The sequence below is a fragment of the Synechocystis sp. FACHB-383 genome (assembly GCF_014698605.1).
Lineage (GTDB): Bacteria > Cyanobacteriota > Cyanobacteriia > Cyanobacteriales > Microcystaceae > Synechocystis > Synechocystis salina.
Genome location: NZ_JACJTJ010000053.1, coordinates 24,207 through 45,351 on the forward strand (window position 1 = coordinate 24,207; position 21,145 = coordinate 45,351).

Annotated in this window: 18 protein-coding genes; 12 read left to right on the top strand and 6 right to left on the bottom strand. The window is 49.7% G+C overall.

The window, feature by feature from the left end; all coding sequences use genetic code 11:
* Positions 1-78 precede the first annotated feature (78 nt).
* Positions 79-996, top strand: coding sequence for a branched-chain amino acid transaminase (locus tag H6G45_RS16850; RefSeq protein WP_190599555.1), 918 nt, complete (start codon positions 79-81; stop codon positions 994-996).
* Positions 997-1,052: 56 nt separating this feature from the next.
* Positions 1,053-1,367: an Asp-tRNA(Asn)/Glu-tRNA(Gln) amidotransferase subunit GatC gene (gene gatC, locus H6G45_RS16855; protein ID WP_190599556.1), complete on the top strand. Its 315-nt coding sequence runs from the start codon at positions 1,053-1,055 to the stop codon at positions 1,365-1,367.
* Positions 1,368-1,420: 53 nt separating this feature from the next.
* On the opposite strand, the gene H6G45_RS16860 is transcribed toward gatC, so the two are convergent.
* Positions 1,421-2,443, bottom strand: coding sequence for a sirohydrochlorin chelatase (locus H6G45_RS16860; protein ID WP_190599557.1), 1,023 nt, complete (start codon positions 2,441-2,443; stop codon positions 1,421-1,423).
* Positions 2,444-2,676: 233 nt separating this feature from the next.
* Positions 2,677-3,978, bottom strand: a complete 1,302-nt coding sequence (gene mgsA / locus H6G45_RS16865) for a methylglyoxal synthase (protein WP_190599558.1) — start codon at positions 3,976-3,978, stop codon at positions 2,677-2,679.
* Between the two features lie 71 nt (positions 3,979-4,049).
* Between mgsA and H6G45_RS16870 the strand changes: the two genes are divergently transcribed.
* Positions 4,050-5,213, top strand: coding sequence for a pyridoxal phosphate-dependent aminotransferase (locus H6G45_RS16870; protein ID WP_277922733.1), 1,164 nt, complete (start codon positions 4,050-4,052; stop codon positions 5,211-5,213).
* 79 nt (positions 5,214-5,292) lie between these two features.
* Here H6G45_RS16870 and H6G45_RS16875 read toward each other — a convergent pair whose 3' ends face one another.
* From H6G45_RS16875 to H6G45_RS16885, 3 genes are all read right to left on the bottom strand, one after another.
* Positions 5,293-6,069, bottom strand: a complete 777-nt coding sequence (locus H6G45_RS16875; protein ID WP_190599560.1) for a M15 family metallopeptidase — start codon at positions 6,067-6,069, stop codon at positions 5,293-5,295.
* Positions 6,070-6,163: 94 nt separating this feature from the next.
* Positions 6,164-7,669 (bottom strand): carotenoid isomerase, encoded by a 1,506-nt coding sequence (gene crtH, locus H6G45_RS16880; RefSeq protein ID WP_190599561.1) that lies wholly within the window; start codon positions 7,667-7,669, stop codon positions 6,164-6,166.
* Between the two features lie 204 nt (positions 7,670-7,873).
* Complete coding sequence (locus tag H6G45_RS16885; RefSeq protein ID WP_347338289.1) at positions 7,874-9,034, bottom strand: LdpA C-terminal domain-containing domain; 1,161 nt, start codon at positions 9,032-9,034, stop codon at positions 7,874-7,876.
* Between the two features lie 455 nt (positions 9,035-9,489).
* On the opposite strand from H6G45_RS16885, the gene ebsA reads away from it, so the two are divergent.
* Positions 9,490-9,888, top strand: a complete 399-nt coding sequence (ebsA, locus tag H6G45_RS16890; RefSeq protein ID WP_190599562.1) for a type IV pilus biogenesis protein EbsA — start codon at positions 9,490-9,492, stop codon at positions 9,886-9,888.
* A 183-nt stretch (positions 9,889-10,071) separates the two neighbouring features.
* A complete protein-coding gene (locus H6G45_RS16895; protein WP_190599563.1) occupies positions 10,072-11,145 on the top strand; it encodes a phosphotransacetylase family protein in 1,074 nt (357 codons plus the stop codon).
* Between the two features lie 202 nt (positions 11,146-11,347).
* Here the strand turns inward: H6G45_RS16895 and cmpR are convergent, their stop codons facing one another.
* Positions 11,348-12,274, bottom strand: coding sequence for an HTH-type transcriptional activator CmpR (cmpR, locus tag H6G45_RS16900; RefSeq protein WP_190599564.1), 927 nt, complete (start codon positions 12,272-12,274; stop codon positions 11,348-11,350).
* 252 nt (positions 12,275-12,526) lie between these two features.
* Between cmpR and H6G45_RS16905 the strand changes: the two genes are divergently transcribed.
* From H6G45_RS16905 to H6G45_RS16940, 7 genes are all read left to right on the top strand, one after another.
* Positions 12,527-13,885 carry a CmpA/NrtA family ABC transporter substrate-binding protein gene (locus H6G45_RS16905; RefSeq protein WP_190599565.1) on the top strand — a complete coding sequence of 453 codons (1,359 nt, stop codon included), beginning with the start codon at positions 12,527-12,529 and terminating at the stop codon, positions 13,883-13,885.
* A 62-nt stretch (positions 13,886-13,947) separates the two neighbouring features.
* Positions 13,948-14,790, top strand: a complete 843-nt coding sequence (gene ntrB, locus H6G45_RS16910; RefSeq protein WP_190599566.1) for a nitrate ABC transporter permease — start codon at positions 13,948-13,950, stop codon at positions 14,788-14,790.
* A gap of 112 nt (positions 14,791-14,902) precedes the next feature.
* Positions 14,903-16,633: an iron uptake porin gene (locus tag H6G45_RS16915; RefSeq protein ID WP_190599567.1), complete on the top strand. Its 1,731-nt coding sequence runs from the start codon at positions 14,903-14,905 to the stop codon at positions 16,631-16,633.
* A 51-nt stretch (positions 16,634-16,684) separates the two neighbouring features.
* Complete coding sequence (locus H6G45_RS16920; RefSeq protein WP_190599568.1) at positions 16,685-18,688, top strand: nitrate ABC transporter ATP-binding protein; 2,004 nt, start codon at positions 16,685-16,687, stop codon at positions 18,686-18,688.
* 54 nt (positions 18,689-18,742) lie between these two features.
* Entirely contained in the window at positions 18,743-19,591 is an 849-nt protein-coding gene (locus tag H6G45_RS16925; RefSeq protein WP_190599569.1) for a nitrate ABC transporter ATP-binding protein, read from the top strand.
* Between the two features lie 553 nt (positions 19,592-20,144).
* Positions 20,145-20,639 carry a glycine zipper family protein gene (locus tag H6G45_RS16935; RefSeq protein ID WP_190599571.1) on the top strand — a complete coding sequence of 165 codons (495 nt, stop codon included), beginning with the start codon at positions 20,145-20,147 and terminating at the stop codon, positions 20,637-20,639.
* Positions 20,640-20,644: 5 nt separating this feature from the next.
* Positions 20,645-21,142 (top strand): hypothetical protein, encoded by a 498-nt coding sequence (locus H6G45_RS16940; RefSeq protein WP_190599572.1) that lies wholly within the window; start codon positions 20,645-20,647, stop codon positions 21,140-21,142.
* Positions 21,143-21,145 lie beyond the last annotated feature (3 nt).

Sequence of the window (21,145 nt, forward strand, 5' to 3'; positions counted from 1 at the left end):
AACACGGGTAGCACATTATTCCCCTTTGGATGACTGGGGTTAAGTCCAGGGAGTACAAGTCTTTTTTTTGATTTTCTGATGCACAAGTTTTTGCCGATCGCCTACTTTGAAGATAAGTTTGTCCCGTTTGAGGATGCCAAAATATCCGTTGCTACCCATGCCCTCCACTATGGGACGGCGGCCTTTGGGGGTTTACGGGGCATTCCCGACCCTGAAGATCCGGGCACCATTCTACTATTTCGCCTGGACCGCCACGGCGATCGCCTGAGTAAGAGTGCCAAGTTTTTGCACTACGACATCAGTGCGGAAAAAATCAAGGAAGTTATTGTTGATTTCGTCAAGAAAAATCAGCCCGATAAATCCTTTTACATCCGCCCGTTGGTGTACAGTTCCGGTCTGGGCATTGCCCCCCGCCTGCACAATCTGGAGAAAGATTTCCTCGTTTATGGCTTGGAAATGGGGGATTACCTGGCCGCCGATGGGGTTAATTGCCGCATCAGTTCCTGGTACCGCCAGGAGGACCGTAGTTTTCCGTTGCGGGGCAAAATTAGTGCTGCCTACATTACCTCTGCTTTGGCCAAAACGGAAGCGGTGGAATCGGGCTTTGATGAAGCCATTTTGATGAATTCCCAGGGTAAGGTCTGTGAAGCCACCGGCATGAATATTTTCATGGTGCGCCAGGGGCAAATTATTACCCCCGGTAATGAGCAGGACATCCTTGAAGGAATTACCAGGGACAGCATTCTCACCATTGCGGCGGATTTGGGTATCCCCACCTGCCAGCGGCCCATTGATAAATCGGAGTTGATGATTGCCGACGAAGTCTTTTTGAGCGGTACTGCGGCAAAAATCACCCCGGTTAAACGGATTGAAAACTTCACCCTCGGTGGCGATCGCCCGATTACGGAAAAGTTACGCTCTGTATTGACAGCGGTGACGGAAAATCGGGAACCCAAATATCAAGATTGGGTGTTTAAAATTCCTTTGAATGGCTAGTTTTTCCCGGCAAGATTAGCGCATTTAGACCGAACTTAAAGAATTAGAGTTAACCCATGTTGGATCAAAGCCAAGTTCAAAAAATTGCCCACCTGGCCCGTTTGGATATTACCCCAGAGGAAGAAAGCCAATTTGCTTCCCAGCTCAGCAGTATTTTGGACTACTTTGACCAATTGAGTGAACTGCCCACCGAAGGAGTGGAACCCACCACCAGGGCCATCGAGTTGAGCAACATTGTCCGGGGCGATCGCCAGATTAGTTGGGACGGAGACAATGCGGCCACCACCCGACAAGCCCTGCTGGACAACGCACCAGAACCGGAGGGAGACTTTTTTCGAGTCCCCCGTATTATGGGCGGTGACGACGCCTAATTGAGTCTGATTACTGAGTAGGGATTAAGGTTCTTCCCCCTTGACCGACTTGCCTAGGGAGCCTGCCAAATTTTTTTGTGGTAAGCCGTGGGTTCAATGTAAGTATCGATCCATTCCCCATGGCTGTGGCCGTGGTCGTGACCATGGTGGTGATGTCCGTGACCATGGCTGTGATCATGACTATGGCCATGGCCTTGGCTTTTAAAAGCAAGGCGAAACTTACAGGCCTCACAATTCATGGCCACCTGCCCTAATTGGGTTTCAATTTCCCGTTCCCGCACCAACGCCAATAACTCCGGTTGAATGCCCATTTCCGCCAGGGACTGAACTTCAATCTCCGGGAAAGCGGCCCGTTGCTCCTCCGTGATGGTGAAAATTTTCTTCACCAAAGCCCCCATGAACAAAAAGTAGGGCAAAACAATAATGCGCTTGGGCTGATATAACCTAGCTCGACGGAACCCCTCTTCCAAGCGGGGATGACTAATGCCAATGAAACAGGTTTCCACGGTTTGGTAACCACTGCCTTCCCAGAGCATGCGGGCCATTTTATACACATCACCATTGGCATCGGGATCGCTGGAACCCCGACCCACAAACAACAGCACCGTATCTTGGCGGTCAATACCCCTGGGGTTGGCCTCGGGACTATCTAACTGACTTAACCTGGCCTTCCACAAATCAAGAATGGCTGGGGTAATGCCAAAATGACGACCGTAGGAAAAACTAATCTGGGGATGGGCTTCACGACTGCGGTCTAGCTCATTGGTCACATCGAATTTGTTATGGCGGGCCGCAAATAGCAAAATGGGTAGGGCAGAAATTTCCCTAAAGCCCTGGTCCACACATTGCTGTACTCCAGCCTGAATATTGGGCTCCGTCAACTCCAAAAAACAGGGAATCACCGGTCGGGAATGGTCCAATGCTTGGTACTGGGCGACGAAATCTAAAAACGTTTGGCGACCGTCTTCGTCCCTCGTACCGTGGCCAATCATCAGTAGGGGTCTTTGGTAAGGCAGGGGGGGAAGCTCAAGCTCAGGAAAAAGGGAAACAGAGGCGGGCACACTGGTTAAGGTCATTAGAATGATTGACTGATAAATAACAAAAAAGTCGAGCTAGGCCCACCGCATCCAGGGAAGTTCAGGGGATCGCTGAAGAAGCATCACAACGGACAGCATCCAGGCCTAGACGGGACAACCGGCAGAGCAATTGCGGTAAGTTGATTGGGCGGATTTGACCCCAGCCATGGCTCATTATGCCAGGGTTACTTGGTACTGGACTATGCCCAGGGAGAGCATCAGCGCCACCAACCTCAACTGTTTTCCACTGGAGCGAAGATGTTTAAGCTTTTGGGCAGACATTTAACTTCCACTGGAGTAGTACCAATGATTTCACCATCAACGACAATTTTTTGCGGGGGGTTGGTTGTAACTTTAATCCTTTCTCCATAGAGGTGCACCACGTTTTCATTGTCGGTGGGATTTTTTGACAGGGCGGAGGTGAAGAGGTTGGTTACCACCCGCAGACCCTGCAATGCTGTTTGGCTACTGGCCACGGTGATATCGAGCAATCCATCGGTGAAAGATACCTGCCCTGCTCCTTGGGCAAAGACGGAAGTGGGAGGGGCCGCATTGGCGATCGTAATGGCGCTGGCTTCCATGGTGGTGGTTTCCGAATCAATTTCGATCTGGGCTTCAAACAATTCCTGTTCCCTAGCCTGTTGAATACCCGCAAAAATGTAGGCCATTACCCCCAAATTATTTTTTAGTTCCCGGTCTGCTTTCTCCACCATTTCCGCTTCAAAGCCGACCCCCGCCAACAAGAGCATGGGAATGTCATTGCACAGTGCTGTATCTACGACCTTGGTAATGCCCCGGTTGATGGTTTCACAGGCCCCGACAATTTGGGTAGGAATGCCCAAGGCCACGGAAAAAGCGTTGGCGGTACCCCGGGGAATAATCCCCAGAGGAATGCCGGTGTCGATCAGGGCGGCCGCTACGCCGGATACGGTGCCATCACCACCGGAGGCAATGATAAAGCTGTCCCCTTCTCCATTGGAGTGCTCATTGGCAGATTTGATTGTTTTAACAATTTCCCTGGCCTGGTCGGTAACGTTAACATCGGCACTAGTAAAAATAATTTTGAGATTAATTTCCGACTGTAAATGCTCTTTAATTAAATCTAGTTCCCGTTCCACATTGCCCTGCCCTGCCACGGGATTAAAAATTAGATGGCCAGTTTTAGTTTTACCCAATAGTTTAATTACTGCTTTGGCGGTGGCTAAATTAATGGCCAGGGGAACGTTGTACACTTCACAAAGTCGCAATAGGGGCCGGATATCTGGCTCGTGGGGTTGGGCATAGAGGGGATCAATGAGGAAAATGACAGCAGCAATGGTCCCATCGATAATTTTGGTAGCAATTTGGGTGTCCCCCCCCAGGGCCCCATGGGAAACGGTTTCCACGGCTAAGCCGGTTTTGTTGCTTACCAACTCCCCCGTTTGGCCAGTGGCGATGAGGTCATAGCGAGAGAAAAGGGATTTGTGTTGTTGGACAAAATTAACCAGAGCGTCTTTTTTGTTGTCGTGGGCAATGAGGGCTATCTGGGCGGCCATGGTGTTTCCCGATGGTGGAATGGAGAGTTGGAGAGTTACTTTAAATTCATGGGTTCAGATTCACAATGGTAATGGAAACAGCCTTTAGCCGTATGGATTCGGTTCAGTCGCCGGTTATTCCGGTGGTGGGACAGTGGATTGCCGATTCCCCAGGCACAATTTCCCTCGGCCAAGGGGTGGCTTTTTACCCTCCCCCGGAAGAGGTGGCCGTGGCAGTAAGGGAAAGTCTGGGACAGGCTCCTTTGCACCAGTATCAGCCAGTGGCGGGCATACCAAGCTTAATTTCTGCTTTGACGGAAAAGTTACAACGGGATAACGGCGTCAATGTATCTTCTGACCAAGCTGTGGTGGTGACGGCCGGGGCCAATATGGGCTTTTTAAATGCAGTGCTGGCTATTACGGAGGTGGGAGATGAAATTATTCTCAATACTCCGTACTACTTCAACCATGAAATGGCCGTCAGAATTGCGGGATGTCGGCCAGTGTTGGTGCCCACCAATGATCAGTATCAACTCCAACCGGATCTCATTGCCCAGGCGATCGCCCCCCGGACGAGGGCGGTGGTGACCATTTCCCCCAATAATCCCACCGGAGCTATTTATCCAGAGGCGGATTTGCGGGCGGTGAACCAACTTTGCCGGGAGCGGGGCATTTACCATATCCATGACGAAGCCTACGATTATTTTGCCTACGACCAAACCCCGATTTTTTCCCCTGGGGCCATGCTGGGTAGTGGCAGCCATACCATTTCCCTCTATAGCTTTTCCAAAGCCTACGGCATGGCTGGTTGGCGAGTTGGTTATATGGTCATTCCCCAGGAGCTATTGCTAGCGGTCAAAAAAATTCAGGACACCAATCTGATCTGCCCGGTGGTGGTTTCCCAATATGCGGCCCTTGCTTGTTTACAGGTGGGCAAGGCTTATTCAGCACAATTTTTACCGGAGATGGCCGCCTGCCGCCAACAATTACTGGCAGTATTAGGTCAATTGTCTGACCGCTGTCGTTTAGTGGTGCCCCAGGGAGCTTTTTACTGTTTGCTGGAGGTTGATAGCCCCTTGGCGGATTTAGAGCTAGTGAAAAGGTTAATTGATGAGTTTAAGGTGGCGGTGCTACCTGGCTCTACCTTTGGCATAGAAACTGGTTGCTATCTTCGCATTGCTTATGGTGCTCTGCGGCGGGACACGGCCAGCACTGCCATGGCCAGATTGGAGCAGGGGTTAAAACATATCGGTTGAACGATGCCATCCCCACGGTAGGGCGGCCTAGAACCAGGCATTTACCCATCTGCCTACGAATGTTTGATTTTGTCCGGGCTTAAGGATTGTTCTGGGTTTTTTGCGGCAAATTTCTCGCTTTGTAGAACAATTCTAAACTTTGGCGATCGCCGACGTAACGCCAATGCCAAGGTTCGTAGGCAATGCCCTGGGGATTATCCGGGGGGAAAGATAGTTCAAAGCTGTATTTGGCTGCATTATTTTCTAACCAATCAAAAGCTTTGGTTTGGGCAAAGGTTTCGCTTAAATGGGTCGCTTGGGCACTACCATCACCGATATCCACCGCATAGCCAGTGTGATGTTCGCTATAACCGGGGGGCGCACTGACTTCGGCCCGCTGACGGGCTTCCTGATTGCGCTGTTGTTTGATAGCAAAAAAAAGTTGTTCCTGCTCAGTCACAGTGCGAAAGGCGGAAATGGGCACTAGGGAAATGCCTTGGGCCTTCGCGTCCCGCTGCATACGCAAAAATTGATCAGCGGCAGCCTGGCGTAACTTTAAGCGACCGTCGGGGGTGATATTTTTCAGGTCTCCCAGGGGGGCTTCTTCATAGGGCAGGTGCCCCAATAGATTATCAATGGGGGTTGCAGTGGGGGTAGGGCTCGGTTCCGTCACCACTTCCGGTGTGGGCTGGGGCCTGGGCCACAGGGCCAACAACGTTAGTAAAGCCAGAATGATGATCCCCAAACCGGCCGCAATTAATTTCAGCGGTGGGGGGGACAGGACTTGGGACTGGGGCGACTCCGCCGGACTGTCCCGAATTACTTCCGGGATGTCATCCTGGTTGACGTTAAAGGAAGATTTTGGTTTGTTACCCATGCAGTTGGCGATCGTTGCGGCTCAATGCTTGGCCCCATTGTGCCAGACAATGTCTGGGTTCTTCCATAGCCCCGTCATCAGTTTTTCTGCTTCATCACTTTGCTCCTAGATCCACCGCTAGGCGATGGGCACAGGCAAAACCGGAAAAGGCAACGGCGTTTAAACCTTGCCCCGGAAAGGTGCTGTCTCCGACGCAATATAATCCCGGTATGGCGGTGCGGTTAAAGGGCATGGGCAGTAAACCCGGTAAGCGACGGCGGGGAATGGGGCCGTAGGTGCCATTTTGTCGGCCTAGAAAGCGACGGTGACTGCGGGGAGTGCCGATTTCCATATAATCTAGCGCTCGGTCCAGGCCGGGAAAAATGGCTTCCAGGCGGTCAATTAATTTGCCAGCATCAGCTTCTTTTTTTGCTTCATATTCCTGCGGGGAAAGATTTTGCCAGGGTTCGAGCCAACTGGGGGTGAAAGTGTGGATGATGTGGTAACCGTCCGGAGCTAAGCTGGGGTCCAGGAGCGTGGGAATGGAGACAAAAATGGTGCCTTGTTCCTTTTCCAAATCGTCCCAATTCTCCAACAAAATGTGGTGGCATTCTGTGCCGGTGGGTAATAAATCCGCTGAGACTCCCAGATGTAAACTCAGGAAACTAGGAGACTGTTGGTAATTTTTGCGCCACCTTTTTTCTTTCCCAGGTAGGGGCTGCTCTGCCATCAATGACCCGAACGTGTCCCAGCGGGTAGCATTGGAGACAATGCGGCGGCCATAAATTTTTTCGCCGTTGGCCAGTTCCACCCCGATCGCCTGGTTATTTTCTTGGATGATTTTGGTTACCCTAGCGCCGTAGCGAATTTTGCCACCGAATTTTTCCAGTCCGGTCACTAAACTTTCAGCAATTTTTCCCACGCCTCCCTTGGGATAGTTAATGCCTCCATAATGGCGATCGGAAAAGACCATGCCAGCATTGATCATGGGGGTTAAATCCGCCGGTACCACCGACCAGCAGTAACATTCCATATCAATAAATTTCAGCAAATCTGGGTCTTGGATGTGGCGGCGGGCAATGTCTCCCACATTTTTGGGTAAATATTTCACTAGACCCAAGCAGGCCCCTGGATGCTGAAAAAATACCCGCATCAGGTAACGGGGTTCCTCCAGGGAAAGTAATTCCATGGCGTTGAGGCAGTTAAATACTTGCCAACATTCATCATAGAAATTGCGGATACCCTGGGCTTCCTGGGGAAATTTGGCAATTAACTCCTGTAAAAAAGCTTCGTACTCCCGATGAACTTTGAGGTCTAGTCCCCCCGGCAGATGGTAATGGATTTGCACTGGGTCGGGGAGAGTTTCCAGGGATTGCCCAACGGCAGCTAAAGCCCTAGTGAGCAAATTGGTGGTGCCCCGATCGCCAAAGCCAAAAATCATCGAGGCCCCCACATCGAAGCGGTAACCTTCTCGCTCAAAGTAGCCCGCACTGCCACCAGGGATGAGGTAACGTTCCAACACCAACACCTGTAAACCCTTGGAGGCCAACTGGGTGGCGGTGACCAATCCCCCAATGCCAGAGCCAATTACTATTGCGTCGTAGGAAGGGGAAACAGTCATAGTTTCTTGGTCGAGTTAGGTTAGGGCAAACGGTTGAGGATGCAACAACGGAGCAATCCAACTAATCAGTTTAAGGTTTTGCCGCCAAAAAAACAGGGAGCACCCGATCGCCGAGCCACCCCCTACTGAATCCTTGAGAAGAGAACACTGTGAAATCACTATACAGATTAATGAAAATAATTGTCAATACTGTTAAGAAAATTTTTAGTCCACCATGGTTGGCCTTGTTTTCCAGGGTTGCACCAAAGACTGGGCCAAGGCGATCGCCCGCTGGAGTAAATCAGGATAATCTTCCAAGTGAATGGGGGCAAGGAGATCCTGTTGCCTAGCCTCCGCCTCCTGTAATACCGGGGCAATGAGGACACGGGCCCCACCGCCAAAGGCAACACCGTTAATGAGTCTTTTTTCCCTACCCTGGGCCTGAGGGGAATTTTTGCCCCTGAGCTTGGTGATGGTGTGGCCATTGGTGCCACCGGCCAACTGCACAAACCCCGGCAAATCAGATTTTAAAACCTGATCAGCATACTGAAGGCACAGATGGGTAGTGCCCCGGCCAATGTCCCCGCTCATGGGGCGTCCATCGGTTTGCCAAATCAAGGGGATCGTTAATTGCCCCAGCCAATTTGCAATACTCTGCAAATACTGCACCGCCTGGCCATGGTACGGACAACTAATGGCGATCGCCTGGAGTTGGGGCAAAACCGGTTGCAAATTCTGCCAAAGCTGTTGAAATTGCTCGCCATGGCCCACCTGGGTATGGATTTCCAAGGCAGCGATTTGTCCCGATTCCAACCAAGGGAGCAGGCTAGTCACCGTTGCTTGATGAGAATATGTGGTAATAATTCCCTGGGGACAGATGGGTAAACAGCGGCCGCAACCGTAACACTTTTCCGCCCACACCCCTGTGGAGGCAACGTCATCACTACTATTGGCGATCGCCCAGGCAGGACAAACTAGAGCACAGGGCCGGGGACAATCCGGAGGGCATTTTTGGGGGTCAAACTGGGCTTTGCGGAAATGGGGGTCTTCTCCATCATTTAGGCTGACCATTAACCAAGGGGGCTCGGATAGGCGTTCAAACCGCTCAAGTTGATGAGCGGGGGAATGGGCTAATGACAAAGCCACTCCAATGCCTTCCTGGGCTACCCGCACCACCGCCGGATCCGCCGCTAAGTCAATGCAGTCCACCCCCGCCAATGTGTAGACCAGGGCTAAATTCCGAATAGCAGTTAAATCCTGATAACTAGCCCCACAAATCAATTTTACCCAGCGTCCTTGCTCCAGGGATTGCCTAGGGCCTGGGTATTGCTGGGCCGGGGAATTGTGTATTTTCCCAGGGATAATTGAAATTTTGCTACTTGTCACAGAACCAAAGCACTCCCTGGCACGTCAACCATGCCTAGAGCAATTCACGGAAACGTTTAGGGTAAACTATATCCTACAACTGAGTTCGAGAACCTTCTGCTGTCGGGCGGATAGTGGAAGCAAAAGTAAAATGCCTGTGGATTCGGTCTGACTAGGTTTAGCCTGTCAAAAGTCTAAACCCGGTTAAGAGGAGTAGAAACAGGAATCTCCGTTCCTGCCGATGGGTTTGGAGGGAGAACGTCCACAGTCCCAGGGGCGGTACAGATAGTTTTCTTGTTCCGACATTGGGTAAAATTGCTCGCGGGAAATCTTTTCCACGCCTCAAATTTGAGTAAGTTTAATTTGATTTGGCCATTGCTGTAACAGCCGGAACCGCCTGGGGAAACTGGGTTATGCCGCGGTTTTCCCATGGGGGCGCAGAGAAGTCCACCTATCCTTGTTTTGCCATTTTGCCCATGTCTAGCACCGACATTAGTCAGCTCCAACCCGCCGATAAAAGGGACGTAATTGTTTACCAACCCTATTACCCGGACAAAAACAAACAGAAGTTATTGCCCTTGGCCCTTGGTCTTTATCAATTGGGCCAAGTAGAAGGGGCCCGGCGCATTGAGGGGGGAGAAAATCTTTCCTTTGTGGCCACTTGGTTTGTGTCCCGCCTCCCGTCGGAATTGACTCGGTGTCGTATGCAATTCGATGGCCAGGCAGATTTGAGTTATGAAATGACTGTGCTCAATTCTGAGTTTATGGATTATCTGATCGACCTAATTGCGGGATACGAGGAGAGTAAAAATATTGACTTTCCGCAAAATTTCTACCGTAAGCTTTTACGGCTGGATGATGCCTCGGCCGTTTAGTCAGTCATAGTAGTGCGTGCCACTAGTCCTGGGCAATGGGGCTTAAGTTATGCGGGAGCATACTGTGACCATGGCCATTGGGTATCGATCAAGCCAGTTTTTTAACAATGCCGTCGCTAAATTAATCGAAATAGCCCAGCAGTCAAATTTTTTCACCTAGTCCATCTAGTCAGGAGCGTTCCCGTGGTCAATTCACCCCAATGTTTATTAGTCGGGTCTTTGGAGCCCTACAGCGGCAAGTCGGGGATTATTCTCGGTTTGGCTCGACTTTTGCAACAACAGGGTATGGCGATCGCCTACGGCAAACCCATTGGCACGGCCATGACGAAGGCAGCGGTGGCCCTAGAGGAAGCGGACATTGAATTTATTAGCCAGAGTTTGGAGTTGGCACCAGCCCAAGTGCGTAAACCCCTGGTATTTTTGGACGAAGAGACCATTACCCGACGCCTCCAAGGGCAAGACCAAACTAACTATGCTGAAGCTCTGCAAGCCTCTATTCAGGATCTAACAGCGGATTTGGTTTTGTTGGAAGGCCCAGGCAATCTCTGGGAAGGTAGTTTGTTCGGGCTTTCCTTTTCCGAATTAGCAGCCAAGATTAACGCAGCGGTGCTGTTGGTGGGTCGCTACCACTCTCCTTTGGTGGTGGATGGGCTGCTCAAAGCTCGACAGACCTTGGGAGATAGCCTCAAGGGGGTGGTAATAAATGATATTCCCCTAGAAGCCCTGCCGGAGACGAAGGACTTGGTCAAGCCTTTTCTGGAAAGTCATGGCATTGCTGTGCTCGGCCTATTGGCGGAAGACCGTTTACTCAGAAGCGTCAGTGTGCGGGAACTGGCCCATCAACTGAATGCCAAAGTTCTCTGTAGTGAAGAGCATCTGGATTTGATGGTGGAGAGCCTCACCATTGGAGCGATGAACGTCAACTCCGCCCTGGAATATTTCCGTCAAGGGGAAAATAAAGCTGTGGTCACCGGTGGCGATCGTACCGATTTACAATTGGCCGCCCTGGAAACCTCCACCAGTTGCCTAATTTTGACTGGCCACGCCGGGCCCCAACCCCTGATTATCAGCCGGGCCCAGGATTTAGAAATTCCCATTCTCTCTGTGGACCAAGACACCCTGACCACCGTGGAAATTGTGGATCAAGCCTTTGGCAATGTGCGCCTCCAAGAACCGGTTAAGGTGCAATGTATCCAACAATTGATGGCCACCCATTTTGATCTCCAAGCCTTCCAAGAAATCATGGCCAAAGATTAGTCTGGTCTATTTTTTATTTGAAGTCTGTCGAAAAAATCCTAGTTTGCCCCTAAATCCCTCCATACTAAGGAACTTTTCTCTAGTCTCCCCCCAAGCTTCGGAGCACTGAGGGGCTGTTAAAACAATCTTTTGGGAGCGGTGTTTGGGAAAGTTTTCTGATTAATTGTAGGCCGTGTTTATTTCTGCCAATCTGAGCCTCAGGCTACAGTGGTTTTCGGAAAATTTGTGCAATCGAAACTGCTTCATCATGGGTAAATAAATAATCCAAAAAAGCCTGAGCAACAATGGATAATTGCTTCGATTTTTGATAAACAATATACCAATGCTTTTGTAGGGGAAATCCTTCCACGTCTAGCACTGCTAGGGGACCATGAACTCCCTCCAATGCCAGGGAATACAACGATAAAATGGAGATTCCCAGGCCCCCATAAACCGCTTGCTTTATGGCTTCATTGCTACTAATTTCCATCTCTACATTCATCTGTAGGCGATTTTCATTGAAAAATTCCTCCACTGCCATCCTAGTTCCTGAACCGGACTCCCTCATGATCAGAGGTTCCTGGATTATTCTTTCCAAAGAAATTCTCTTTTCATCGACTAAAGGATGCTGACGGGAGGCAATGACCACCAGGGGATTTTCTAAAAAGTGACGGATATTAATATCAAGACTAGAAGGCGGTTTTCCCAAAAAGTATAAGTCGTCTAAATTATTCGCCAAACGCTCTAAAATTTGCTGACGATTGCCAATTTGTAGAGAAATGGAAATACCGGGATATTGTTGACGGAATTCTCCTAAAAGTCGTGGGACAAAATATTTACCAGTGGTAATGGTGGCTAGGCGCAGGTTACCTTTTTTTAATCCCTGGAGATCGGCAATCACTTCCTGCAACTGATCAAGACAAAGGCCAATGTTTTCACTGGCTTGTAAAACCGCCTGCCCCGCTTCGGTCAAATAAATTTTTCGGCCAATTTGTTCATACAGCGGTACCCCGATCGCCTTGGTGAGTTGCTTCATCTGCTGGGAAACGGTGGGCTGGGTCAGGAATAACTCCTCCGCCGCTTTGGTGAAACTCCCCGTTCTGGCGATCGCCGCAAAAACCTCAAATTGGTGGAGGGTGGCATTTTTCATAGTGGCTCACATTTATAGACTACTTCTATAGATTACATAAAAAATTGGGTATTTATCTATTTTTAGGATTCCTTAATAATCAGAACATTCAAGTCCCCTTGGATTAGTCATTGTCCTCGGGCAGGCAGTCTAAAGCGTCCCTTGGTTTACCTAGCCTAGGAGCCCCAGTGCTCTTCCGTAAACCAGGGATATCCATGGCGCTTATTCCATTTTTCTGTCTGCCTTTTTTCATAGAAAATATCAATCAAAGTTATGGGATCATTCAATCGACGTAAATTCTTGCTCACCTCCGCAGCCACCGCCACAGGGGCTTTATTTCTGAAGGGTTGCACGGGCAATCCCCCCGATCCCAACGCCGCCGGCACTGGCACTAGCCCTTCCCCCCAAGCGGCCGGGGATATCAGCCCAGAAATGATGCCCGAAACCCCCAATATTAAACTGGGCTACATTCCCATTGTGGAATCCGCTCCGTTGATCATTGCCCAGGAAAAGGGTTTCTTTGCCAAATATGGCATGACCGGGGTGGAAGTTTCTAAACAAGCCAACTGGGCCTCCGCTAGGGACAACGTCACCATTGGTTCCCAGGGGGGCGGTATTGATGGCGGCCAATGGCAAATGCCCATGCCTCACCTGATTACGGAAGGGATCATCACCAACGGCAACAAGGTGCCCATGTATGTCCTGGCGCAATTGATTACCCAGGGAAATGGTATTGCCGTGGCACCAATGCATGAGGGCAAAGGAGTAAACCTTGATATCTCCAAAGCGGCAGACTATATCAAAGGTTTCAACAAAACCAATGGCCGCAAATTTAAGGCCGCCCACACCTTCCCCAACGTTAACCAAGATTTTTGGATTCGTTACTGGTTTGCAGCCGGGGGTGTTGATCCCGACACTGACATTGACCTTCTGGCTGTGCCTCCCGCGGAAACAGTTCAGGGTATGCGCAACGGCACCATGGACGCTTTTAGTACTGGAGATCCCTGGCCCTATCGCATTGTGACAGAAAATATTGGCTACATGGCGGCTTTAACTGCCCAAATTTGGCCCTATCACCCAGAAGAGTACCTCGCCATTCGAGCGGATTGGGTAGATAAAAATCCCAAGGCAACCAAAGCATTGCTGAAAGGAATTATGGAAGCCCAACAGTGGATTGATGATCCCCAAAATCGTCCTGAAGTTGTCCAGATTGTATCCGGCAGAAACTATTTCAATGTTCCCCCCACCATTTTAGAGTCTCCCTTCAAAGGTCAATACACCATGGGAGATGGTCAGCCGGCCATTGATGATTTCCAAAAAGGTCCCCTCTACTGGAAGGACGGCATTGGCAATGTTTCTTATCCCTATAAGAGCCATGATTTATGGTTCCTAACGGAGAGTATGCGCTGGGGTTTCCACAAAGATGCCATTCCTGATTTCGATACAGCTCAAAAGATTATTGACAAGGTCAACCGGGAAGATATATGGCGAGAAGCGGCAACGGAAGCAGGGTTTACAGCCGACATTCCTAGCAGTACTTCCCGAGGCGTAGAAACCTTCTTTGATGGCATTACCTTTGACCCGGCTAATCCATCGGCTTATCTGCAAAGTTTGACAATCAAAAAAGTCTAACTAGCTATCAATTAAGCCATTTCACTGTTGATGATTAATCCATTACTATCAAGGAGACAATAATGACCACTACCATTCCCCAAAGGAAAAATCGGGCTACGGGGACCAATCCCTTACAAAAGTTTTGGCGCAAGCGTCGAGGCGATATTTTGCCCCCCATAGTCGGAATTTTAGGCTTTTTGTTGTTGTGGCAATTAATTTCCACGGCGGGTCTAATTAAACTTCCTCCCCCTAGTAGTTTGTGGACAGATCCCCGTACCCGTACCCTGTTGATGTATCCCTTTTACGACCGAGGGGGGTTGGATAAGGGGTTGTTTTGGCAAACCCTAGCAAGTTTGGGGCGGGTAGCCCAGGGCTATTCCCTAGCAGCCATTGTCGGCATCAGCATGGGAATTTTGGTGGGGACTCAACCCTTGGTAGATAAGGCCCTTGATCCGATTTTTCAATTTCTGCGCATGGTCGCTCCGTTGGCTTGGGTTCCCATTGCCTTGGTAGCTCTGCAGCAGAATCAACCGGCGGCAATTTTTGTTATTTTTATCACTTCAGTGTGGCCGATTTTAATTAATACGACGGAAGGGGTAAAACAGATTCCGCAGGATTATATTAATGTGCGCAAAGTATTGCGTTTGTCTCCCCAAAAGTTTTTCTTTAAAATTCTTATTCCCTCAGCACTACCTTATATTTTTACCGGCTTACGTATTGCCATTGGCTTAGCTTGGTTGGCAATTATTGCAGCGGAAATTGTGATGTCGGGCATTGTCGGTATCGGCTTTTTTATCTGGGATGCCTATCAACAGAACTACATCAGCGAAATCATCTTGGCAGTGTTTTATATCGGTGCGGTGGGTTTACTCCTAGACCGGGGCATTGCCTATCTCCAAAAGTTAATTGCCCCAGGACAGTAACAAACTCGCTGACCCCAGGAGGTTAACAATTTGCCTTGGAGAAAAAAAGAGACCATGAGCTTTTTTATTCACCGCTAACTATACACGATCAAAATTAGAGGAATTCATCGCAATGAAACAACATCGATTCACTTGGCTCGCAGGATTTGCCACCGTTACTAGCCTAACCACATTCCCTGGTTCCGCTGGGGCTCAGATGCTGTACGAGGATGTCGATCCCATGGCAATTACTCCAGTGCAGGAACTGACTACTTTGCTGGACCAGCCCATGGGCCAAGTGACATCGGTTTCGGAGTTGCGGGATGTTCAACCAACGGATTGGGCCTATGAAGCCTTAAAGAGTTTAGTGGAGCGTTACGGTTGCATTGTGGGTTACCCCGATCGCACTTTCCGCGGCGATCGAGCCCTAAGTCGTTGGGAATTTGCTGCTGGGCTCAATGCCTGTATGAATACCATGGAGCGGTTACTGCAAGAAAATGTAGCTGTGATCAAGGCGGACATTGAGAAGCTCCAACGGTTAGCCCAAGAGTTTCAGACGGAACTTAGTGCTTTGGGGGCCAGGGTGGATAACTTGGAAACCCGCACAGCCTACCTGGAAGACCATCAATTTTCCACCACCACTAAACTGAATGGGGAAGTGATTTTCTCCATCAGTGGTGCCACCGGAGGAGAACCGGACGCCGACTCTGCCCAGATAGTTTTTAACGATCGGGTGCGCCTAAACCTAACCACCAGCTTTACCGGCAAAGATGCCCTGATTACGGGGCTACAGGCCTACAACTTTACCGCTGGCAATCCTATTACCGGGACAGGGAGTGTGGCGGAAACCCTCTTTCCCAATGATGCCTCCATCTTGGGTGAAGGCATGACCAGTTTCAACTATGAACCTCAGTTTGCTGGTTTTAACCCCCAAAATCTCCAACCCAGCTGTGGCAACAACAGTGTCTGTCTGTACAAATTGCTCTACATCACCCCGGTAGCAGATAATTTCACCGTCTTCGTTGGGCCCAAAGCGGAAGTCACCGATGCATTTCCCACCATTGTCCCCTTTGCCAGTGAAGGACAGGGCACTCTTTCCCGGGCTTTCGCCATCAACCCCGTACTACGGGTCTCAGGGGGAACCACAGAAACGGGCTTAGCTTCGGCCGCTGGCTTCATCTACAAACCCAATGATGTGGTAGATTGGCGGGCACTTTATGGCTCTGTCAACGCTGCTATTCCCCAAAATGAAGGTTTTCCCGGTACGCCCCTCGGTGCGGGTCTATTCAACGGCAGTTTTGTGGCGGCAACGCAATTAACCCTTTATCCCACCGAAAATCTGGATCTTGGTTTGAACTATGCCTACAGCTACCACCAGATCAATATTTTAGGTACGGGACTGACAGGGGCGGCGGCAGGAACTCTCGGGGGTTTACCGTTGACAACCCCAGTTAACGTTAATTCCGTAGGTGCGACCCTAACTTGGCGCATTAACCCCAGCATTTACTTCACCACCTATGGTGCTTACTTTATGGTGGATCAAGCTAACAGCGGTTCTGCCTTTACCAATCTTGCTAGTTGGATGGCTGGGCTTTATTTCCCCGATGCCTTTGCGGAGGGCAACACGGCGGGTTTGATGTTTGGTCAACCCCTCACCAGGGTTGGGGCCGGTAATGGAGCAACGTTAACACCTGACAATATCAGCAACCGGGCGATTCCCTACCAAATTGAAGCCTTCTATAACTACAAGATCAACAACAATCTCAGCATTACCCCCGGTGCGTTTGTCATTTTCAATCCCGAAGGCGATTCCAGTAATAGTACAACCGGTGTCTTTGCCCTACGAACGACGTTTACGTTTTAATCGCTATCGCCCCAATTATTTTGTCCCTATTAATCAATCGTTTGAGTCGCTATGAGCCTTTTTGTTGCTGTTGACAATATCGATAAGGTTTTTTCCCTCACAGATGGGGGGCAGTACGTTGCCCTCAAGGGAATTAATTTGGAAATTAAAAAGGGGGAATTTGTCTCCCTGATTGGTCACTCCGGCTGTGGCAAATCAACTCTGCTCAATATGATTGCCGGGTTGGACCTGCCCAGTGAAGGCATTGTCACCCTGGAAGGTAAGCGGATCAATCAGCCAGGGCCGGACAAGATGGTGATTTTCCAAAACTATTCTTTACTGCCTTGGTTGACGGTGAAGCAAAATATTGCCCTCGCTGTGGATGAGGTCATGAAGGGGGCACCGGCGGCGGAACGTAAAGCCATTATTGAGGAACACATCAATTTGGTGGGCCTAGGCCAGGCGGTGGATAAACGACCCAGTGAATTGTCCGGGGGCATGAAACAACGGGTGGCGATCGCCAGGGCCTTGGCCATTCGGCCGAAATTATTGCTATTGGATGAACCCTTTGGGGCGTTGGATGCGTTGACCAGGGGCAATTTGCAAGAACAATTAATGCGCATTTGTGAACGATATCAAGTCACCTCGGTCATGGTTACCCATGATGTGGATGAAGCGGTGTTGTTGTCGGATCGGATTGTGATGTTAACTAATGGCCCTGGGTCTAACATTGGCGGCATTCTAGAGGTGGATATTCCCCGCCCCCGCAAACGCATGGAAGTGGTGGAACATCCCAGTTATTACAGCCTCCGCAGTGAGATTATTTATTTTCTTAATCAGCAAAAACGCATTAAAAAATTACGGGCCAAAAAAACCACGGCGATCGCCAGGCATGGGCTGGAGAAAGTCAATTTGGAATTGGGCTATGTGCCCCTAGTGGCCTCTGCGCCCTTGGTGGTGGCCCAGGAAAAGGGCTTTTTTACCAAGCATGGCTTAGATGAAGTTAGCTTAGTGCGGGAAACCAGTTGGCGGGGCATTGTGGACGGTATCGCCGGGGGCTACTTAGATGGGGCCCAAATGCCAGCAGGTATGCCCACCTGGCTGACAGCGGGGGGTTATCGGGAACAGTCCATTCCCGTGGTCAGCGCTTTGACCATGACCCGCAACGGCAACGCCATCACCCTCAGTAAAAAACTGTACGACCAAGGCATTTATACCGCTGAGGATTTTCGTCAACTCCTATTGGCCTCCGACGGCGATCCCCACACCCTGGGCATGGTCCATCCTTCCTCCATGCACAACTTGTTGTTGCGTTATTGGCTGGCGGCCCACAATATCAACCCTGACCGGGATGTACATCTCAAAACTATTCCCCCAGCCCAGATGGTAGCGGATCTAAAAGCAGGCACCATTGATGGCTATTGTGTCAGTGAACCCTGGAATTTGCGGGCCTCCATGGAAGGAGCTGGGTTTAGCATCGCCACCGATTTGGAAATTTGGCAAAATCACCCCGGTAAAGTTTTGGGAGTGCGGGAAGATTGGGCGATCGCCCACCCTAATACCCATGTGGCCCTGGTGAAAGCCCTGTTGGAAGCCTGTGCCTACTGCGCTGACCCCAACCATGAAATGGAAATTCGGGAACTTTTGGCCACCCGTCAATACCTCAGCACCAATATTGATTATATCCACCTCGGTGATCCTGACGGTCGCACCTGTAGCCTGGGCAACCCTGTGGAGTACTCCCACCATCTTTTCTTTGGCGATCAGGTCAATCGTCCTATTCGCACCGAACATCTCTGGATGATGACCCAAATGGCCCGCTGGGGAGAAATTCCCTTCCCCCGAAACTGGGTGGAGATTTTAGAGCGGGTTTGTCGAGTGGGAGTATTTAGCACCGCCGCCCGGGAATTAGGTTACGACGTCAACTATCAACGGCAACCCATCGCCTTATTTGACGGAGAAGTGTTTAACGCCGATGACCCCATTGCCTACCTGAATCAAACCATCATTCATCGCAACTTCACCATTGCCGAAGTGCACCTCAATAACCCCACCCCAACGCCGGTTTTTGCCTAGGTTCTGTCCCCAGATCCACGCCCATGACCCCTGATTATTCCTCGACAGCTAACTATGAAAACCTTAAATCCCAACCGACCCATGTCCACTTCTACCCCATTGGATGGTCCCACCGCCCCATTTTTGACCATTGAAAACGTTTCTAAGGTGTACCCCACCGCCAAAGGCCCCTATACGGTGTTAGAAAATGTCAACCTCACCGTTGATGAAGGGGAATTTATTTGCGTTATTGGCCACTCCGGTTGCGGTAAATCGACCCTGCTCAATATGGTGTCCGGTTTTGCCAACCCCACAGAGGGCTCTGTGCAGGTAGGGGGAAAAACTATTAGTGAACCCGGCCCTGACCGTATGGTGGTCTTCCAAAACTATGCCCTGCTACCTTGGTTAACTACATTAGAAAATGTCTACATTGCGGTGGATGCTGTCCACCCCAAAAAAACAGAAGCAGAAAAAAGGGCGATCGCCAAGGATCATCTGGCCATGGTGGGGTTAACTGATGCCATGGATAAAAAACCGGGGCAAATTTCCGGCGGCATGAAGCAAAGGGTTTCCATTGCCCGGGCCCTGGCTATCCGCCCGGAGGTGTTGATTTTGGATGAACCCTTTGGGGCGTTAGATGCCATTACCAAGGAGGAATTGCAGGAAGAATTACTACAAATCTGGAACGATCACCGTTGCACTGTTTTGATGATCACCCACGACATTGACGAAGCCCTTTTCCTCGCCGATCGCCTGGTGATGATGACCAATGGGCCCCACGCCAACATTGGTGAGATTATGACCATTCCCTTTGCCCGGCCCAGGGATCGAGACCGGATTATGGAAGACCCCACCTATTACCAGTTGCGTAACTACGCCCTCGACTTTCTCTATAATCGCTTTGCCCACGACGACGTGGCTTAGAAAGTTATAGGCAAGGCACTACTCCCAAATTTCGCAGGCCAGTTCCCCTGCTTTTTGGGAGTGAGGTGGACCCCAAAAGTCGGGCCACCTCAGTTGTTTTTTGGTTCCAGCGCACCAAGCCAAAGTACTTTAGAGTTAACTAAAGACTTAAAAGGGGTCATCACAGAAGTCTAGGCCCAAAGACGGTGATATTAAATAGTTTTGACTTATCTTCCCGTTCCCATTGACCGCGATAAGCGATATTGCCTGGGGTTTAGACCAGTCCACCGCTTGAAGGCACGGGCAAAGTGGGTCGAGTTTTTATATCCTAATTGGCTGGCAATATCCCCTAGTTTGACCGCCGGATCTTGCAACCAGCGAATGGTTTGCTCAAAACGAATCTGTTCGATCAAACGGGAATAGGTTGTTCCTTCTTCTAGCCATTTTGGGGTTTTGGCACAAGACGGTCAACAAAATTCACACAATGCCGTAGAAGTTATAAGATCAGGCACGCTTCTGCGTTTTTGTAGAAATTCCCTAGTAGCTTGTCAACTATTTCACCTGCCTAGTATTCATGACCCCTAAAATCCAAAGAATTAGCTTGGGAATTTTAAGTTCTTTTTTATTACCTGCGAATTTAGTTTTAGCCCAAGCTCAAGCCCAATCCCCAGAACCTTTTGCCTACCCGACCAAAGGACAAACCCAAGAACAACAACAACAGGATCATTTTGCTTGCTATAGCTGGGCAAAAGAACAAACGGGGGTTGATCCTTCCCAATTATCCCCGACTACTACAGCTCAATCTTCCCAACAGGGTCAAGTGGTAAGAGGAGCGGCTAAAGGCTCCCTGCTTGGTGTCGTGGGTGGGGCGATCAGTGGAGATGTGGGAGAAGGAGCAGAGATCGGTGCCGGACTAGGGGCTTTAGCAGGATTGTTTCGGCGACGGGAAGAAAAACATGAACAGGCTCAAGTCCAAACCCAGACCAATGAGGCTGAACAACAACAACTGCAAACCTACTACCGGGCCTGGACGGCTTGTATGGAGGGCCGCGGTTACAGCGTCAATTAATTTCTATGAAAGCGATAAAACAGGAACTTAAAAAAGTTGGCTCCCTCAGCCTTTTTTTCTTTATTGGCTATGGGTATATCGTTGTCATCATGCAGCTTTTTTTGAAGGAGTTTGCGGTTGATATTAGTGTGTTTGCCAAGGTGGTGGTTTATGCCTTAGTTTCCGCTAAATCCGTTGCCATTATGGATATGACGCCTTGGATGAATCGTTTTGCTAAATCTCCCCGTTATCTTCAAGTTCTTTACAGAACTTCGGTTTATACCCTAGCTGTTTTTGTGTTGAGTGTGATTGAAAATCTCTTTCATGCTTACCACGAAACCAAAGCCTTAATGCCTGCCCTGAAGCTATTCTTGGAGACACGCAATTTTTATCAATTTTTAGGCATTCTTCTCTGTGTTTCAACAGTATTTTTAATCCATAATATTTTCCAAGAACTTGACCAATATTTGGGTAAAGGTAATCTCAGTAAATTTTTCTTTAAACTACCGAAATCAATCGAATAAGTA

Excerpts from the sequence above, each read along its gene's own strand:
- ebsA (WP_190599562.1), top strand. The coding sequence starts at position 9,490 with ATGTCTAGCACCGACATTAGTCAGCTCCAACCCGCCGATAAAAGGGAC.
- gatC (WP_190599556.1), top strand. The coding sequence starts at position 1,053 with ATGTTGGATCAAAGCCAAGTTCAAAAAATTGCCCACCTGGCCCGTTTG.
- H6G45_RS16940 (WP_190599572.1), top strand. The coding sequence starts at position 20,645 with ATGAAAGCGATAAAACAGGAACTTAAAAAAGTTGGCTCCCTCAGCCTT.
- H6G45_RS16860 (WP_190599557.1), bottom strand. The coding sequence starts at position 2,443 with ATGACCTTAACCAGTGTGCCCGCCTCTGTTTCCCTTTTTCCTGAGCTT.
- H6G45_RS16875 (WP_190599560.1), bottom strand. The coding sequence starts at position 6,069 with ATGGGTAACAAACCAAAATCTTCCTTTAACGTCAACCAGGATGACATC.
- H6G45_RS16915 (WP_190599567.1), top strand. The coding sequence starts at position 14,903 with ATGAAACAACATCGATTCACTTGGCTCGCAGGATTTGCCACCGTTACT.
- H6G45_RS16905 (WP_190599565.1), top strand. The coding sequence starts at position 12,527 with ATGGGATCATTCAATCGACGTAAATTCTTGCTCACCTCCGCAGCCACC.
- cmpR (WP_190599564.1), bottom strand. The coding sequence starts at position 12,274 with ATGAAAAATGCCACCCTCCACCAATTTGAGGTTTTTGCGGCGATCGCC.
- H6G45_RS16920 (WP_190599568.1), top strand. The coding sequence starts at position 16,685 with ATGAGCCTTTTTGTTGCTGTTGACAATATCGATAAGGTTTTTTCCCTC.
- H6G45_RS16935 (WP_190599571.1), top strand. The coding sequence starts at position 20,145 with ATGACCCCTAAAATCCAAAGAATTAGCTTGGGAATTTTAAGTTCTTTT.
- ntrB (WP_190599566.1), top strand. The coding sequence starts at position 13,948 with ATGACCACTACCATTCCCCAAAGGAAAAATCGGGCTACGGGGACCAAT.
- H6G45_RS16850 (WP_190599555.1), top strand. The coding sequence starts at position 79 with ATGCACAAGTTTTTGCCGATCGCCTACTTTGAAGATAAGTTTGTCCCG.
- H6G45_RS16870 (WP_277922733.1), top strand. The coding sequence starts at position 4,050 with ATGGAAACAGCCTTTAGCCGTATGGATTCGGTTCAGTCGCCGGTTATT.
- mgsA (WP_190599558.1), bottom strand. The coding sequence starts at position 3,978 with ATGGCCGCCCAGATAGCCCTCATTGCCCACGACAACAAAAAAGACGCT.
- crtH (WP_190599561.1), bottom strand. The coding sequence starts at position 7,669 with ATGACTGTTTCCCCTTCCTACGACGCAATAGTAATTGGCTCTGGCATT.
- H6G45_RS16925 (WP_190599569.1), top strand. The coding sequence starts at position 18,743 with ATGAAAACCTTAAATCCCAACCGACCCATGTCCACTTCTACCCCATTG.